Below are 15,835 nucleotides of genomic sequence, written 5' to 3'. Positions count from 1 at the left end.
TAACACAGGGGATAGCTGCGTAGATCAGCAATAACGAATACGTTAACCGAGGACCATATTTATCCAGCAGCATGCCGATAATGACACGAGCCGGGACGGTAAGGGCCACATTACAAATGGCGATGGTACGAATCTGACCCACCTCCAGACCAAAGTCCTCTCTGATCGCTGTCGCAAAAGGTGCAAGGTTAAACCAAACCACAAACGACAGGAAGAAGGCAAACCAGGTCATATGGAGGATTTTATAGCGTCCTCTAAAGGACAACAATTCTCCGAGCATCAGTTCTATTCTCCTGGACAGACAAAAAACACTTCACTTTCCTTCTAAAACCTGCTTGCGGGCAGGCTTCAAACTGCTGCCTGTGTAAAACAAGGCCGACGATGTCAAAGACCTTGACAGGATGACAGACAATTCAGAACAACAGATAAAACGCAATTTAACCGCTTGTTTATCGTTCAACTACTTTCAAAAAAACTCGCACAAAGAACTCACGAAAATTTTTTTATTGATAGATAGTCGAACGCAGCAATTCAGGCAAAATTACTCATAGCGCTAGATTATCGATGTGCAACAAAGAAAAATGTGTTTCTTGATACCGTTGATGCAAGGTGATTCTTTTACTGCATATTCTTTTTTATTTTTTGCATAGCAACAAAAAGGGCATTGCTGATCCCCAACCTGCTTTTATCTGCAAACCATTGACCATTAGCGTAGTTCACAGATTGGTTAATCCATATTCCTAATCTCGTCTATAGGGTAATCCATGGGTTCAGACACGTGATTTTAGACAGCCTATGCTTTTTGGTTATTGAGTCATGAAAAAGCCCGACGTTTCCTAGTTGAAACGTCGGGCTTTCTTGAGTCGCTGTGTCTCAGCAGTTGGCCTGGATAGGGTGAAGCTATCGACCGAGGCCAGACCAAAGCTCAGCCTGATGAGGGGTAACTGTGGTCACAGCTGCATCGGCAGCAGGCTGGGCGAGATAGACTCGAACTGCAGTGTAGCCCACCACAAACATGGAAAATGCAGCTAATGAAGCGGCTAAAGTCTTATCTAGGCTAGAAACCTGAGTAGACATTGCGCGGGTTTGGGAAGCCATAAAATTAACCCTGAACAATAACGTCAGGTTTAGCATCCCACAATTATTCTGTAGCCAGCACTACTGTTTACGAAAATTTAGGGCCTGTTGCTAGCTAAAGTTGCATACTTTAATTGCAAAAAGTGGATAGGCTCTCAACAGTTTAACTAGGGAAGACGCTACACGCCTGATGTGTTTAGTGTTCTAGAGTTAACTGATGACGCGCCTAGTCTTTGAAAGAATAGCTAACTGTGTTGTTAGCGACCCAAGGCTGGACTAGCTGGTCGGTTAAGGACATGGGTAACCCAGCTTGGTGAGAAATAACTCCGTGGGCAACACCTGCGGTTAACCCTAAGAAAGCGGGCAAAATCAAAGACTTGAGGCTATCCATGTGGTTAAAAAATCTGTTTAGATATGTCAATGATGCCCTGGGTCGTTAGACAAGTTCTGTAACATTCCTAACTACTGTGAGTGGGTAAAACTCTTTTTTGCATCACTTCAATGCACTACTTGCATGCTGCCGCTGTTGTTCCCAGTAAATGCACCTAGTCAAAACGCCTCGGCAATAACTGCCGAGGCGTTTTGGTTCCCATATTGAGAGATAAATCAAACTAAGGGGCCGTTAGGCATCAATGACCAAACGGCCTTCTGGGTGAGCAATACAGGTGAGGATAGCACCGGTTTCTCCAGCCTCTAAAGCTGCGGGATCACCTTCATAGCGAACCTTTCCCTCTAGGAGTGACAGTTTACAGGTGCCACAGGTGCCAGACTGACAGCTACTTTCTATTTCTATCCCGGCATCTTCTGCGATCGCAAGCACTGACTGACTATCATCACAGTTAATCTCTTTGCCAGTCTTAGAAAAGATAACAACGGCAGGCTTTTTAACCTGGGGTGTTGCAGGTGGGCTTTCGGGTTCTGCCGCCGGGGCCTCAATGACCACCCCCGGCTTGAGTGTGGCGCCAAAATTCTCCGTCAGCAGCTGACGCACCACTCCGGGAAGCTCATCGCAGGGCACTTTCTGCATAACCCGCTCACCCAGATGGGCATCTTTACCCACGGTACCCCCCATGTAAATATCGACAGCGGGCACCATTTTTCCATTCTTCCGAGCCTTAGTCCCCATCATGCCAATCTGCGCCACCTGGGGCTGGCCACAGGAATTGGGACACCCGGTCCAGTGCATCCGCACAGGTTCTGGAATATCTAACTCCGAGTCTAGACGTCGGGCTAGGGCCAGGGACTGCATTTTGGTTTCCACCAGGGCAAAATTGCAAAACTGAGCCCCTGTGCAAGACACCAAAGAACGTACCAACGATGACGGCTGGATAGGAAAGGTCTTTACAACAGGTTCGGATAAAAAGACAGCCAAGCGGCTATCCGGCACATTGGGAATGATGACATTCTGCTCAACCGTGAGGCGGATCTCGCTATTGCCATAGACCTCTGCCACACGGGCTAAATCAAGCATTTGGTCTGCCTGCAGACGCCCCACCGGCACATGTAGGCCAATGTAGTTAAACCCTTCTTGCTTTTGTTGAAAAACGCCAATATGGTCTCGCTTGTCAGCATCTAAGGCATCTTCAGCGGCAGCCTTAGGGAGAGGCTTCCCAAAACTTTTCTCAACTTCGGTTCGGAAGGTTTCTAACCCCCACTCATCAATCAGCCACATCAAGCGGGTTTTTTGACGATTACCTCGAGAACCATTGTCCCGATAGACCGAGAGAATCGCTCGACACAGTCCGACTACATCGTCGTGCTCAGGGGGAACCCAGGCGTCTAGGGGAATTGCTGCCGCACAGCGCGTAGAAGAGAAGAAACCACCGACCAGGACGTTAAAGCCTAGGGCACCGTCTTTATAGGCGGGGACAAAGGCAATATCGTTAATCTCGGCATGGATCGAGTTGTCGGTACTCCCTTCCAGGGCGATATTGAACTTGCGAGGTAGGTTTGTAAACTCATAATTACCTTCGCCACCGTTGGTAATCATGTCCTGGACAGCCTGGACCAATTCACGGGTATCAATCAGTTCGTTGGCGTCGATCCCCGCCACCGGGGAGCCGGTAATATTTCTCACATTATCCATGCCCGACTGCATTGAAGTCAGACCCACGGCATGCATTTTAGAGAAAATATCAGGAATGTCTTCTAAATGAACGCCCCGCAGCTGTAGGTTCTGGCGAGTGGTAATATCAGCACTGCCATCATCCCCGTATCGCTGAACAACCTCAGCTAGAACACGCATTTGCTCAGAAGAGATTAACCCGTGGGGCATGCGCAGACGCAGCATAAATTTGCCGGGGGTGACTGGTCGGAAGAAAATGCCTAACCACTTGAGGCGCTGGGTTAAATCAGTCTCATCAACGGCTTCCCACCCCATCTCAGCAAACTTTTGTAGTTCGTCCTTAACGGCTAAACCGTCCTTTTCGGCTTTGTATTTTTCAAACTTATTGAGTTTTACCTTTTTCTTCTCAGTAGTGGATGTGGTTACCACAGCAGCACTCCCAACATAGTTAACAAAAACCACCCTTAGCGCCCCTCGGCAGACGCCCAGTGAAGCAAAAAAAACGGGAGCAAAAGACCAAGATTCTTGTAGAACCTATGGCTCTGCCCCGTTAGACACACTTATAAGGAACCGCTTCAGGAGTTCATTTAGCTCGCTTGCTATCGAGTTAAACTAAGAATATTGAGATCTTTTTTATTTTTTTGTATTGTCAGCTACTATTTGAACTAAAGTGCTGCGCTTTTCGCATAGATTCAATGCAATTTCCTCATTGAGTGAGTCGATAGGGAGCGAGCTATTCTGTCTGAGTAATCTGACTAATAGGCTTGGTTAAATCGTTTGAATTGAGCGCGGTACCACTGGTTGTCAGCTATTGACCGTGGACTCATATAGCCCGCTTAGTTTTGATTGGGCATGCAATAGTTGCATTTTCAACCTCTATCTGTGCATATATATTTTGATCGACACTCATTTTCACGGGATAATAAGTGAGACGTCCGTGGAGTGCACATATGCCACCATCAAGGGGGCTTAGCAGCGTGGAAACCTCAAAGTTGCAAAATCAGACGGACCACTGGCAGCACTTTCAAACGGGTGACTTTGGGCAGAAATGGAATAGCTCAAAGCTGATTGTGCGGGAAGGAAGGGGTGCGATCGCACCCCTCTTAGCTTTACTCAACGACCCGACGGCGGATGCAGAAACCCACTGGTTTACCATTCGTGCCCTCGGTCATTTTCCTGACCCCGATGTGATTGCGGCCATTGCCGCCCAAATTGACGACACTGCGGCCTATCCCCACCGCACTGCTGAACAAGCAACCGAACTGAGTACCTTTGCCATTGAAACCCTGGCAGCCATGGGAGCCGCTGCCATTGAGGTTTTGAGCCAGCTCTTAGAGAGTCCACAGCGGCGTCTGCTGGCCGCCAAGGCTCTCAACCAGGTGCGCTCTAGTGGTGTCATTCCAGCCATGATTGGTGTGGCCCAGGATGAAGATGCCCAGGTTCGCTACTATGCCATTGATGCCCTGGGTAGCTTTCATAGCGCTGTGGTCACACCTGTTTTATTAGCAGCCCTTACCGATCCGGCGGCGACTGTGCGCAAGGCGGCGGTCATGGCCTTAGGGCGTCGTCGGGATTTACAAACCCAGTGTCAGCTGAGCCAGCAGCTGCAGCCGCTGCTGTGGGATGTTGATTTGGCCGTCAGCTGCCAGACAGCCCTGGCTCTGGGACGTTTGGGGACAGAGGATACGCTGGAGGCGTTGCAGCAGGTGCTGCTATCGGCCCACACCCCCATGGCTCTGCGGATCGATACGGTGCGGGCTTTGGAGTGGTATTGCGATGGGCGCTCAGGTGACCAGAGCCAGTCCTGCCAGCGCGCCTTTACCCTCCTAACCCAGGCCCTAAGTGAGTTCAGCAGTTCCCATGGGGAACACGATCTTGACCAATCTCAGCGGCCATCTCCCAGCCAGAAAACTCAGCTATCCGTGGCCATTATTCGAGTCCTGGGAGACTTGCATCAGGGAGCGATGGCTCCCCAAGCGACCCACAGCTTGATTCACCATTTGCAAAATCAGCCTGATGTAGCAGTGGTTCAAGCCATTATCATGGCATTGGCCAGCTTAAATCAGCCTCAATCATTTGACGCGTTACTGCCGCTGCTTCACCACCCTGCAGACACCATTGCCATCCACACCATTGCTGCACTCAAACGATTGGATTCTGAACAAAGCCTTGAGCGCGTGACCACCTATCTCCATCAGCTGCCTGGACAACCCACTGATGTCCTCACTCTCTGGTGATCTGTGGCGATATTCTATTTCCGCACTAACAAGCTGGTCACAGCTGCCCCCAGCCTATTAAAATCAGCAGGATATATGAGATTTTACCTAAGCGTCTGGACTATATCTCCAGAAAAAGAACTTTAAGATAAATTTTGAATTCAGCATCTGCAACTCAATATCTAAATTATTATCAGGCTTCTTTAACAAGAATTTGTCAAATATTTGCCCAGTTGGTCTGCCACCGGTAGCCAGACACACCACATGGGATGGTGAGGCTGCCTAGAGTGTAATAACGGCTCACCAGTTTTGGTGTCTATTTACCCCACCCTCCCCCATCAGTCTATGCGCATAGAACAGCTACAAGCATTCTTAGCGATTGCCGAAACCGGTAGTTTTCAGGCTGCTGCTCGCCAATGTGGGATTACCCAATCAACGGTTAGCCGACAAATTCGAGGTCTCGAAGATGACTTGGGTATGCCCCTGTTTCATCGGACGTCCCAGGCCAAGCTCACCATTGGCGGAGAGCAGCTGCTGCCCAGGGCCCGACGCATTTGTAACGAATGGAAGCAAGCGGCTAGCGAAATTGCCGATTTACTAGAAGGTCGGCAGCCAGAACTCTGTGTGGCGGGAATTCAGTCAGTGTGTTCTCACTTTTTACCCCCCATCATTACCCAGTTTTGTCAGCACTATCCCCAAGTACAGCTGCGGGTGACGGCCCTAGGCAGCGATCGCTCCCTCAAAGTGTTGCGAGATGGCCTAGTTGACATTGCCATTGTCATGCATAACCCGATGCTGACTAGCTCCCAAGAGATGGCGGTTACCCCCTTATATGAGGATCATGTGGAAGTGCTGATGGCCGCCGATCATCCGTTGGCCAGCTTTAGTCCTGCACCGTGGGCTGAAATTGCTCGTTACCCCCATGTGGTCTTTAAGGACGGTTACGGAATGCAGCGTCTGGTCCAGTCGCAGGTGCCCGAGACAGAGTTAAAAATGGCCTTAGAGCTCAACACCCTGGACGCCTTTCGAGGGGTGGTTCGCCAAGGGAAAATGATTGCCCTGTTACCCCAGTCGGCCCTGGCGGAGAGTCGTCGCGATCCAGGTTTAGCCGTGCGTAGTACGGCGGCTCCTATCCTGACTCGTCAAGTGGTCATGGTCACCACCCAAGATCGGCTGCGGCTGCCGCCGGTACGACAGTTTTGTGAGATGGTTCAGCGCCTGGCGGACGACAGCGTTAGCCAGCTAAGCGATCTACCCGGTTTAATGGCTTTCAATTAGCACGTTTTATCATGAGCAATGTTTTTAGAGACCTGTTGAAAAAGGTCGGCAGTGGCACTCATACCTCAAAACATCTCAGTCGGGAAGAATCGGCCCTGGCCACTCGGATGCTGCTGGAGCAAACCGCCACCCCTGCTCAAATTGGTGCTTTTATGATTGCCCAGCGGATCAAACGTCCCAGCATTCCAGAACTGGCTGGGATGCTGGATTGTTATGACCAGATGGGGGGACGTTTAAGGGTATCCTCAAAAGCTCACCCGGCCATGGTTTTAAACACCCCTTACGATGGTCGTCAACGCCATGCGCCAGTTACCCCCCTGACAGCACTCATCCTGGCGTCCGCTGGGGTACCGGCTATTCTCCACGGTGGCGATCGCATGCCCACCAAGATGGGACTCCCCCTGGTCGATATTTGGCAATCCCTAGGGTTAACATGGCAGTCCCTTTCTCTGGCGCAAACTCAGCAGGTGTTTGACTCCACCCAGGTGGGGTTTATTTATATTCCTCAGCATTTTGCTGAGGCGCATCAGCTGGTTCCCTATCGAGAGCAAATTGGCAAACGCCCCACCCTGGCAACGGTGGAGTTAATGTGGTCTCCCTGCCAGGGGCGTCAGCATGTGGTCAGTGGTTTTGTGCATCCGCCCACCGAAGACCGTACTCAGGAGACTTATCAGCTACGCCACACCTATGAATTTACTACGGTCAAGGGGTTAGAAGGCAGCTGTGATTTACCCCGTAGCCGTACGGCCATTATTGGCATGGGGAGTTTACAGGATGGGGAATCGGTTTTTGAACGGTTGCTGCTCCATCCAAGAGATTATGGATTTGAGGGGGCCGATCCTGACCTGAATGAAGAGTTTGCTCAAGCTCTAGAATCCAGCATTCACGGAGAACCTGGGGAACTGACCCGTTCTGTGATTTGGAATGGTGGGTTTTATCTATGGCGAGCGGGGAGGGTACCCACCATAGCTGAGGGGATTCAGCGGGCTCAAACGCTGTTAGAAACTGGTCAGGTGGTGGCCAAACGTGAGCAGGTTAGAGATGCGATCGCAACCGCTCTCAACCATCACCTTTCAACCGTCTGAATCGACTGGACTGGCTAATTTATCCCTCTATCCCTCAGCTGCGTCCAGTTCTTCGCGCAGCATATCGCTGTAGATCCGAGGCAGCTGACTAGACATCGTATTAGTTTCGATCCCATAGCCCAGGCTAGTCCAAGTACCCGACAACAGTTCTAGCACCTGGTTAATGTCCCCGTTTTGTAACCGTTGACTAATATCAGTCCCCCAGGCATCTGGATCCGATAGCCATCGGTGCACAACAATATCCTGAGCCTCCGGTGAAAAATCATAGACCTGCCAAAACTCAAACCAACCAGGAGGATAGGGATGATATTTTTCAGCTTTTGCCTGCCAGGTAGTCGTCAAAAACTGATAGCGCCCCGCAGCGGTTGTGCAGTCCCCCACATTTGGCCCCGTTTCAATCGGTACGCAGGTATCCGGATGGCGACTCAGTTCACCGATCGTCTTACCGCCATATAGCAAATGGTAAGGGCGATCCATATTAGACTCACTCGCCGAAATCGTACGCATCAACGCGCGAATGTACGGATCGCCCCCGGGCATCGCTAACGGTAGCGGCGACGATACCCAATTCGCTGAGCCCAGACGCCACAGCCTAGATGGATTTAAACTCAGCTGAGGCAACCGATAAGGCCAGGAAAGTTGAGGCGACGTCCAGTAAAACAGCACCCCAATTACGCCCAGAAACATCAAAATTGTGATGAATATAGGACCATACCCTGTGGGAGCAGAGGCCGTTGTATTTTTTTCTTCAAAAGGCTGAGCCGGTGGGCGCGAAGACACTGGATAGTTAGCAGTAGGATAAGTTCAAAGCTTACCTCATTAAAGTAATTGGATAGCTGATGTGATGCAGATTCAACACATTTTTATGCAGGTAAAACGATTCCTGAATCCCCTATAAATTCTACGCTGATAATTATCACTACCCATGGGCATGCGCTAATTCCGGGCAGCCTGAAGATATTAACCCTATTAACCCTATTAACCCTATTAACCCTATTAACCCTATTAACCCTATTATTTATGTTTAAAGCTATTGTGGGACACAGCACAGACATTGACTCTGAAGATGCCATCTCAGACGTCTTAACCCAGTGTCACAACCAGCTAGCCGATCAGCTGCCCCAGGCTGGACTCTTACTGGCCGCCATCGACTTTGACTATGGGCTAATCCTAAATCGGATCCAAGCCACATTTCCAGGCATTAACCTAATCGGCTGTAGTACAGATGGTGAAATCTCATCGATACAGGGATTTCAAGAAGACTCCATCACGCTGATGCTGTTTTGTTCCGATACGGTTACTATGCAGGTTGGGGTAGGGCGTAATCTCTCAAACGATCCTCAAGCCGCTGCCGCCCAGGCAATCGAAAGTTTAGATCTAAATAATCAAGACGATATTAAACTCTGTATTGTTCTGCCCGATGGCCTAGAAGATGGTACAGAAGTAGCGCTCAGACATCTGCAGGAGCAATTGCCCACAGCAACACCTATTGTCGGTGGCCTAGCAGGCGATCAATACCGGTTTGAGCATACCCATCAGTTTTACCAAGGAGAAGTCCTACACAACAGTTTGCCCATCTTAGTTATGGGCGGCGAGCTGAAGGTATCCCATGGTGTGGCTAGCGGTTGGCAGCCCCTCAGTCGCTCAGCTATAGTCACCAAATCAGAGAAAGAGATTGTATATGAAATTGACCACCAGCCCGCCACTCAATTCTATCGAGACTATATAGGAGATCAACCCATTTCGGGCGAGTATCCCTTAGCTGTGTTTGAAGCAGGAAGCAAAGACTTTTACTTACGTGCCTCCAACCAATGGGACTTTCAGGCCAATAGCATTCACTTTATGGGAGAAGTCCCTGAACAAGCAACAGTCCAAATCACCTATGCCACTAACGATCAAATTATTACTGCGACCAAAACCTCTATTGAACAGGCGCTGGCTCATTACCCTGGAAATCGACCCGCCGCCGCCTTTCTCATCTCCTGTGCTGCCAGACGTTGGATTCTGGGGGCTCGAGCCCAGGAAGAATATGCTTTGAGCCAACAGTTTTTAGATCCTGCGATTCCTGTCATTGGTTTTTATGCCTATGGCGAAATTGCTCCGCTAAAAGCTCAGAGTCAATCTTGTTACCATCAGGAGACATTAGTAACTCTGTTGTTAGGAGAGGAATAGCGATGACAGAGATTTCTCCCGAAGAGATTCCTTTCTATGAGCAACTAAAAGCTCTTGAGAAAGAAAATCGTAAACTAAAAAAGACGTTGTCTCGTCAGGAGCGCACCCTGGAAAGGCTCTATCGCAGTCGGCAACAATCAGAGTCGCTTTTGAGTAAAGCGGTGCAGGAATCTCAGCAGTCTGAACAAGCACTGCAGCTGAGAAGTCAAGAACTTGAACAGGCCATAGCTGATGTGCGAGCTATGCAGTCACGGTTGCTCACAGCAGAAAAAATGTCCGCGTTGGGGGTGCTTGTTGCTGGCGTAGCCCATGAAATCAATAACCCCGTTAGCTTTATTTACGGCAACATTGAACACGCTCAGCAGTATATGGAGGATTTGCTTACTCTAGTATCTATTTATCAAACTTTCTATTCAGACCACACACCGGAGGTCAACGACTGTATTAACGATATTGACCTAGCGTTTATTCAAGAAGACTTGCCTAAAGTGATGACATCCATGCGCATGGGGGCAGAACGGATTAGAGAGATCGTACTGTCATTACGCACCTTTTCGCACATGGATGAAGCCGAGTACAAACAGGTCGACTTGCACGAGGGCCTGGAAAGCACGTTAGTGATTTTAACCCACCGGTTAAAAGCCAGTGCCAACGATCCTGAAATTCGAGTTACCAAATCCTATGGCGAGCTACCGCAGGTTGTTTGCTATGCTGGCCAGATCAACCAGGTATTTATGAATGTTTTATCTAATGCCATCGATGCGTTGAGACAAGAGAACGTCAGGGGGCCTGAGATTACCATTAAAACCCGCTGTCACAGGCACCAAGCCATTATTGAGATTACTGATAACGGTCCTGGTATTCCGGCCCATGTTCAAGAAAAAATTTTTGATCCGTTTTTTAGCACTAAACCAGTCGGCCAAGGAACCGGATTAGGCATGGCCCTTAGCTATCAAATTATCGTTGAGAAACACCATGGGCAGCTGTTTTATGAGGATTGTCAATCAGGGGCACGCTTTATTATTCATTTACCCCTACAGCAAACTACCCGCCAAAATTAAGCATCTTCCAAACAGGGACTATTTCCCACAGGAAAAGGCCCAATAGTTCAAATTAAACACGGCTGATATCGATTTGCGACACTTCATAGGTCGCAAAGACTCTATGAATCGCAAAAAGGGAGTTCCCTTTTTAGACAACTCCCTTTATGAGAATTTCAGCATACTTAAAACAGACAACGTCAATCAAACACCCTCAGCCAGGGAATTGTCCCTTAGGCTACGGCGGCTCGTACTCGAAGCTGTTGGGGGCGTTGGGTTGATACAACTGTTTCAACTGTCTCAACAGCAGGCTGATACTTGGCGTACCAGGCATCACTACCGGCGACAGGTAACCGCTGCAGCTGGTTCAAGGCTTGATCTACCTGATGGACATACTGATTACGCTCTAAGAAGAATGCACTGTCCTCTGTAAAGGATGCTTGGGGCAACGACAGTAACCAGTTATGCACCCGGCGGATACTGGTTTTGGCATCGTTAATGCCGTGGACAAATGGCGTAAATGTGGGGGCGTGATCAGCTTGATCATCCGTTAACCACTCAGCAGTTTCGAGACTGGGTAAATTCAGCAGCAGCTGATGTAGTGACCTCAGCTCAGCTAAATAATTATTCCAGGCCACGAGTTCTTCGGGAGAGCGGCGCTGGGTGTACTCTAAATCGTACACATGGGATTTAACGGATGCGAGAGCGTCGCTAACAGCGAAACGAACTGCTCGGTCAAGTGGTCGCCGTGATACGGATGCTGCCATGATTAAAGCCTCTAAATAGGATTGTTATTTGTCGCATTGATATGCAATAAACTATCCCTCCCAAACAGGAGGAAAAGCTTTAGGAATAAAGTTTTTTTCAAACCTGGACGTACCAACTTGCCCCATGGAACACGAGTACTTGTTGGAACTATCTCAAGTTGAATACTCAATGTATTTCCAGAGTACCCACATCAAGACAGCCTTTTCACCCGAAGAAATTAGACAGTCTATGGCTGAAAAATTACGCCGTCTCCATTGTAACTACTAGTTGTTCGACTAAGGGCTAAAAATCTTGGAAAAATATAAAAAAATAACATTATCGCCGATCCGGTTTTGATGTTGAGGTTGGGTGCGGTCCCAGGTTTAGTTCCCAAGGTAACCACGGGACACAAACGGTAGCTCGATGGCCTCAGCGGTGGTGTCTTCTACAGTTAGGGTTAAGCCTACCCCACCGGCTTTAGTACGCAGATACCCCAGCCCCCAAACACCGGTATCGTCAGCAATAACGCTGGTGAGTTTACCCACCTGCGTGCCCTCCAGACTGAGGGAGACATCTGGCGGCACCAGCTTGCCGAGCTTGAATCCCCAAAGTTGTTTTTTAACACCCTGGTAGGTATTGAGTCGGGCAATGGTTTCTTGGCCAATATAGCAGCCTTTTTCAAAGGAGATGGTATGCCAGAGTCCGGCCTCCAGGGGATTATCTTTGTCGGTTAGTTCCTGACTGGGCATGGGCCGCCCCTGACGAATGCGTAATACTTCCCACTGTTCTGCAGACAGATTGGCGATCTCATGCTCGACGAGCCATTGCTGCAGAGCTGGGCCATGGTTTTTGTCCCCAATTAGGGTGTAGCCCGGCAGCGTCAAACCAGTTCCTCGGGTAATGTGAATTGGCACGTTGCCCATGGTCTCTGGCAAGCTGCCATGGACATGACTGCCGGGATTGGCCGCCGGGATGGGTAGCCCCAGTTGAGTTAATAGCCGATTGCTCTCGGCACCGAGTAGGGTAATGGCAAAGGTAGTATCGGTGATATCGGTAAGACTGACCTGGTCGGCAAAAAAGATATAGCGATCCATCCACGCGATCAGGTCTGCCGCCATCCCAGGGGAGACCATGAGCAAAACGCTGTCATCCCCTACAAAAGCACTGGCTAAATCTAAGGTGCGGGCAGTGGAGGTGACAAAAACGGTGTCACAGCCCTGCCCAGGGGATAGCTGCTCAAAGGCGTTGGTGGTTTGGTTATGGAGAAAGCGGAGTCGATCGGCTCCAGTGAGCTGGATCCGGCCCCAGTGGGAGCGGTCAATATATGTAGGAGCGGCAACCTCAACCATAACAACTGTTGAATCGGTACACGGGGGAGCTTTTTACTTTAGACCTATTTGACTAGGATTGAACCCCATTTCTAGAAAATTTTTGATCGCATGTGCTCTCAGTTTTTGCTTCTCGCGGTGCGACGCTGACCGATCTGCTGAATAAAAAATTCTTCGAGGGAAAGGCGACTGAGGTTGAGGGTAATGAGTCGGCCATTCATTAACCGTAGGCTGGCCATAAAGTCATGGGGATTGCCACCGAGATAGCCCTGCCAGTACCCGCCTTCAAAGGTGAGATTGTGGAGCCATTTTTTCAGCACATCCAGGCTGCCCCCTTGACCTTTGACAAAGTAGGCGTCGGCAGCGCCTAGTAGTGTATGCAGACTCCCCTGACACACCAGTTCGCCTTCGTCGAGGATGGCGATGCGATCGCAAATCACCTCCACATCAGACAACACATGACTATTAAAAAAGATAGTCTTACCCTGGTCTTTGAGCGACAAAATCACCTCGCGCACCTGGTAGCGACCGGTGGGGTCCAACCCCGACATCGGCTCATCCAAGAAAATAATGGTCGGATCGTTAATCAGCGCCTGGGCCATCCCAATGCGCTGCAGCATCCCTTTTGAATACTGTCGCAGCTGTTTTTTAATCGCCGCTTGGCGAGACAGCCCCACCATGTCTAACAGATCCGGAATGCGCTCTTTATATATAGAGGCCGGAATATCAAATAGCCCCGCCGAGTAAGTCAAAAACTCCCACCCGGTCAGATAGTCATAGAAGTACGGATTTTCTGGCAGATAGCCAATCTGCTGTTTGATGGTCTGGTCGCCAGCGGGCTGATTGAGCAGCTGGGCGCTACCTGACGAGGGCCGAATGATGCCCAACAGGAGTTTAAGTAGGGTGGTTTTACCAGCACCGTTAGGTCCCAGGAGTCCAAACGTTTCCCCCTGGTACACCTCTAGAGAACAATCCTGCAGCGAGGTCACCTGCTGATTGAGCCAGAAGCCGGTGCGATAGGTTTTACTTAGGTTTTCGGTTTTGACAATCACCGGGCGATGCACTATCGCATAGGGGTTAGCGCCAGCAGGAGAAACGGTGTCCATGAACTCACAAAATACGACCCAACTGGGACGTTGCACACGTTAGGTATAGTCTGTCGGTATAGTTGAGAAGGCACAGCTTCTCACTAAAGCCAGGGTAGCAGAGCGTTGAAATGGCTCTGTCACACCTCGTCAAAACGTTAGACTACACCTTTTTAATATGGATCGTTCAAAAATTGTCGCGATTGTCACAGGTGCAATTTCATTATTGCTGGCCGTAGCCTATCTGCTACTGGTACAGCTGCTCGACTTCCGTGGCGAAATGGTGCCAGCGCCCATCAGCAGTCTGACCTATATTCTAGGGATGCTAGGGGGATACTAGTCGGAGCTAGTCGGCATCTAACCAAGCGGATAAATCACGCTGAAGTAGGTCCTGTAGCTTCAGAATATCCTCGCGATAATACTGCCGCAGCAGAATTAGATCTTCCTCTGTAAACGTGGCTTGGCTCTTGTCTTGAGAATTCAAGCTAATCAGACGCTCACGCAGATGATGTCTCAAATCCGCAGGAACGATTTGCATCAGACCAGTGGCCGCCGTACGAATCGGGTTCTGCGTCTTTAAGAGCCGATTGAGCGTCTGATTTTTAGGGACTTTGGCGGTTTGCGCTTTTTTGGCCGTGTTGGCAACAAAGTCGGAGCTAACGCCAATGGACTGGTACATTGCCGTCATAAACGATTGGGAGTCGTGCCGCAGATCGTCATAGAGGAAAACATCCACCTGGCTACGGCCAAACATATCGATAAAGTGCTTCAGTTGTTCGTAATATTTGCCTTTTAACAACACGTAGGACGAGTCACCGCGACTCCGCACTTGTTCAGCTAGCGGCGTCTGCTTACCGACGGCATCACGCCGGTTCATCAAATAGTCAGAACAGGCCCGCTGGACTGGATTGCGTAAAATGGCAATGAGCTTAGCCGTGGGTAAACGACGTTTGATTTGTTCAGCGGATGACCGATAGTGAAACAGGTAGTTGGGAGAGGCTTCGCCCAGGGCCAGGTGCTCACCTGTCGCCGAGGCAAATAGCTGCTGATACTGGTGCCACGCCACGATGCCGTTTTTCTTACGGCGCTGCACATCAGCGGGTTCCTGTTCCCAATCCCGTTCAAAAAAACCGGTTTCTTTAACCGGGCTCATGTAAACCTGGGGATGCTGCTTGAGGTAGTTATAGATGGATGTGGTGCCTGATTTTTGCACCCCGATGATTAAAAACGTCGGGGTGCGTTTAGCCGTCGTGGGCTGCACAGAAGTAGAAGCAGGCTGAGCATTATTAGCAGTCATCGTAGGTTGAGGCTCACGGGCCAGATGATGTCCTTAAGACGCCATCGTATTTCTACAGAGCAGAGACTCCATCTGTAGAAGCCTTTTCTACATGATAATTTGACATGAAGCTAGGCTGTAGGAATGTTTATTTGCCGTAAATTCACAAATGATGTCTAGATAACACCCACGGAAACTACGGACAGTTATTGATGAATTCCGCGCACGGAGGTAATGGCCTGCTGCACAAATTGCTGCATAATTTGGTCGCGGCGATTGAGCCGATAGTGTTTTTCCACCACGGCTTGCATGCCGCCATCGCCCCAGTCTTGCTGGTTTTCAAAATAGTCAACAAAGCTTTTGCCCGCGATCCGGGTGAGATAGGCGGCGCTGACACCCTGGAGCAGTTTTCCGGCGACAGCCGTGGCTAAGTTGGCTTGGAGACCGACGGTTAATAGCTTCAGGG

General features: G+C 49.7%; 16 protein-coding genes. 6 read left to right on the top strand and 10 right to left on the bottom strand.

Annotated elements, in window-relative coordinates; genetic code table 11:
- From IQ260_RS14815 to IQ260_RS14800, 4 genes are all read right to left on the bottom strand, one after another.
- Positions 1 to 280: MFS transporter (locus tag IQ260_RS14815; protein ID WP_193993880.1), on the bottom strand; the 280-nt coding region annotated here is incomplete at its 3' end.
- Positions 281 to 900: 620 nt separating this feature from the next.
- Positions 901 to 1,098 (bottom strand): hypothetical protein, encoded by a 198-nt coding sequence (locus tag IQ260_RS14810; RefSeq protein ID WP_193993879.1) that lies wholly within the window; start codon positions 1,096 to 1,098, stop codon positions 901 to 903.
- A gap of 205 nt (positions 1,099 to 1,303) precedes the next feature.
- Positions 1,304 to 1,468 (bottom strand): hypothetical protein, encoded by a 165-nt coding sequence (locus IQ260_RS14805; RefSeq protein WP_193993878.1) that lies wholly within the window; start codon positions 1,466 to 1,468, stop codon positions 1,304 to 1,306.
- Between the two features lie 231 nt (positions 1,469 to 1,699).
- Positions 1,700 to 3,571 carry a ferredoxin--nitrite reductase gene (locus tag IQ260_RS14800; protein WP_193993877.1) on the bottom strand — a complete coding sequence of 624 codons (1,872 nt, stop codon included), beginning with the start codon at positions 3,569 to 3,571 and terminating at the stop codon, positions 1,700 to 1,702.
- 548 nt (positions 3,572 to 4,119) lie between these two features.
- On the opposite strand from IQ260_RS14800, the gene IQ260_RS14795 reads away from it, so the two are divergent.
- From IQ260_RS14795 to IQ260_RS14785, 3 genes are all read left to right on the top strand, one after another.
- Positions 4,120 to 5,379, top strand: coding sequence for a HEAT repeat domain-containing protein (locus IQ260_RS14795; RefSeq protein WP_193993876.1), 1,260 nt, complete (start codon positions 4,120 to 4,122; stop codon positions 5,377 to 5,379).
- A gap of 324 nt (positions 5,380 to 5,703) precedes the next feature.
- The gene (locus tag IQ260_RS14790) at positions 5,704 to 6,636 is read left to right on the top strand and encodes a LysR family transcriptional regulator (protein ID WP_193993875.1); all 933 of its coding nucleotides are present in this window, start codon (positions 5,704 to 5,706) and stop codon (positions 6,634 to 6,636) included.
- A gap of 11 nt (positions 6,637 to 6,647) precedes the next feature.
- A complete protein-coding gene (locus IQ260_RS14785) occupies positions 6,648 to 7,721 on the top strand; it encodes an anthranilate phosphoribosyltransferase family protein (RefSeq protein WP_193993874.1) in 1,074 nt (357 codons plus the stop codon).
- 27 nt (positions 7,722 to 7,748) lie between these two features.
- On the opposite strand, the gene IQ260_RS14780 is transcribed toward IQ260_RS14785, so the two are convergent.
- Positions 7,749 to 8,501 carry a glycoside hydrolase family 24 protein gene (locus IQ260_RS14780; RefSeq protein ID WP_322744967.1) on the bottom strand — a complete coding sequence of 251 codons (753 nt, stop codon included), beginning with the start codon at positions 8,499 to 8,501 and terminating at the stop codon, positions 7,749 to 7,751.
- A 240-nt stretch (positions 8,502 to 8,741) separates the two neighbouring features.
- Between IQ260_RS14780 and IQ260_RS14775 the strand changes: the two genes are divergently transcribed.
- Positions 8,742 to 9,893, top strand: coding sequence for an FIST signal transduction protein (locus IQ260_RS14775; protein ID WP_193993873.1), 1,152 nt, complete (start codon positions 8,742 to 8,744; stop codon positions 9,891 to 9,893).
- Positions 9,894 to 9,895: 2 nt separating this feature from the next.
- Positions 9,896 to 10,954, top strand: a complete 1,059-nt coding sequence (locus IQ260_RS14770) for a sensor histidine kinase (RefSeq protein WP_193993872.1) — start codon at positions 9,896 to 9,898, stop codon at positions 10,952 to 10,954.
- 212 nt (positions 10,955 to 11,166) lie between these two features.
- Here the strand turns inward: IQ260_RS14770 and IQ260_RS14765 are convergent, their stop codons facing one another.
- From IQ260_RS14765 to IQ260_RS14755, 3 genes are all read right to left on the bottom strand, one after another.
- The gene (locus IQ260_RS14765) at positions 11,167 to 11,700 is read right to left on the bottom strand and encodes a hypothetical protein (protein WP_193993871.1); all 534 of its coding nucleotides are present in this window, start codon (positions 11,698 to 11,700) and stop codon (positions 11,167 to 11,169) included.
- Positions 11,701 to 12,063: 363 nt separating this feature from the next.
- A complete protein-coding gene (gene ygfZ, locus IQ260_RS14760) occupies positions 12,064 to 13,029 on the bottom strand; it encodes a CAF17-like 4Fe-4S cluster assembly/insertion protein YgfZ (protein WP_193993870.1) in 966 nt (321 codons plus the stop codon).
- Positions 13,030 to 13,127: 98 nt separating this feature from the next.
- Entirely contained in the window at positions 13,128 to 14,114 is a 987-nt protein-coding gene (locus IQ260_RS14755; RefSeq protein WP_193993869.1) for an ABC transporter ATP-binding protein, read from the bottom strand.
- Positions 14,115 to 14,271: 157 nt separating this feature from the next.
- Here IQ260_RS14755 and IQ260_RS14750 point away from each other — a divergent pair, with 157 nt between their 5' ends.
- The gene (locus IQ260_RS14750) at positions 14,272 to 14,433 is read left to right on the top strand and encodes a hypothetical protein (protein WP_193993868.1); all 162 of its coding nucleotides are present in this window, start codon (positions 14,272 to 14,274) and stop codon (positions 14,431 to 14,433) included.
- A 6-nt stretch (positions 14,434 to 14,439) separates the two neighbouring features.
- Here IQ260_RS14750 and IQ260_RS14745 read toward each other — a convergent pair whose 3' ends face one another.
- A complete protein-coding gene (locus IQ260_RS14745) occupies positions 14,440 to 15,390 on the bottom strand; it encodes a sulfotransferase family protein (protein WP_193993867.1) in 951 nt (316 codons plus the stop codon).
- Positions 15,391 to 15,575: 185 nt separating this feature from the next.
- On the bottom strand, positions 15,576 to 15,835 hold a 260-nt coding region (locus IQ260_RS14740), incomplete at its 5' end, for a YcjF family protein (RefSeq protein WP_193993866.1).

It is taken from the genome of Leptolyngbya cf. ectocarpi LEGE 11479 (genome assembly GCF_015207065.1).
GTDB lineage: Bacteria > Cyanobacteriota > Cyanobacteriia > Phormidesmidales > Phormidesmidaceae > Leptothoe > Leptothoe ectocarpi.
The sequence above is the reverse complement of the archived record's forward strand: the minus strand, read 5'-3'. Positions and strand labels throughout refer to the sequence as shown.

Coding starts and splice junctions, on each gene's coding strand:
- IQ260_RS14770 (WP_193993872.1), top strand. CDS start 9,896: ATGACAGAGATTTCTCCCGAAGAGATTCCTTTCTATGAGCAACTAAAA.
- IQ260_RS14750 (WP_193993868.1), top strand. CDS start 14,272: ATGGATCGTTCAAAAATTGTCGCGATTGTCACAGGTGCAATTTCATTA.
- IQ260_RS14745 (WP_193993867.1), bottom strand. CDS start 15,390: ATGACTGCTAATAATGCTCAGCCTGCTTCTACTTCTGTGCAGCCCACG.
- IQ260_RS14785 (WP_193993874.1), top strand. CDS start 6,648: ATGAGCAATGTTTTTAGAGACCTGTTGAAAAAGGTCGGCAGTGGCACT.
- IQ260_RS14755 (WP_193993869.1), bottom strand. CDS start 14,114: ATGGACACCGTTTCTCCTGCTGGCGCTAACCCCTATGCGATAGTGCAT.
- IQ260_RS14765 (WP_193993871.1), bottom strand. CDS start 11,700: ATGGCAGCATCCGTATCACGGCGACCACTTGACCGAGCAGTTCGTTTC.
- IQ260_RS14810 (WP_193993879.1), bottom strand. CDS start 1,098: ATGGCTTCCCAAACCCGCGCAATGTCTACTCAGGTTTCTAGCCTAGAT.
- IQ260_RS14805 (WP_193993878.1), bottom strand. CDS start 1,468: ATGGATAGCCTCAAGTCTTTGATTTTGCCCGCTTTCTTAGGGTTAACC.
- IQ260_RS14790 (WP_193993875.1), top strand. CDS start 5,704: ATGCGCATAGAACAGCTACAAGCATTCTTAGCGATTGCCGAAACCGGT.
- IQ260_RS14775 (WP_193993873.1), top strand. CDS start 8,742: ATGTTTAAAGCTATTGTGGGACACAGCACAGACATTGACTCTGAAGAT.
- ygfZ (WP_193993870.1), bottom strand. CDS start 13,029: ATGGTTGAGGTTGCCGCTCCTACATATATTGACCGCTCCCACTGGGGC.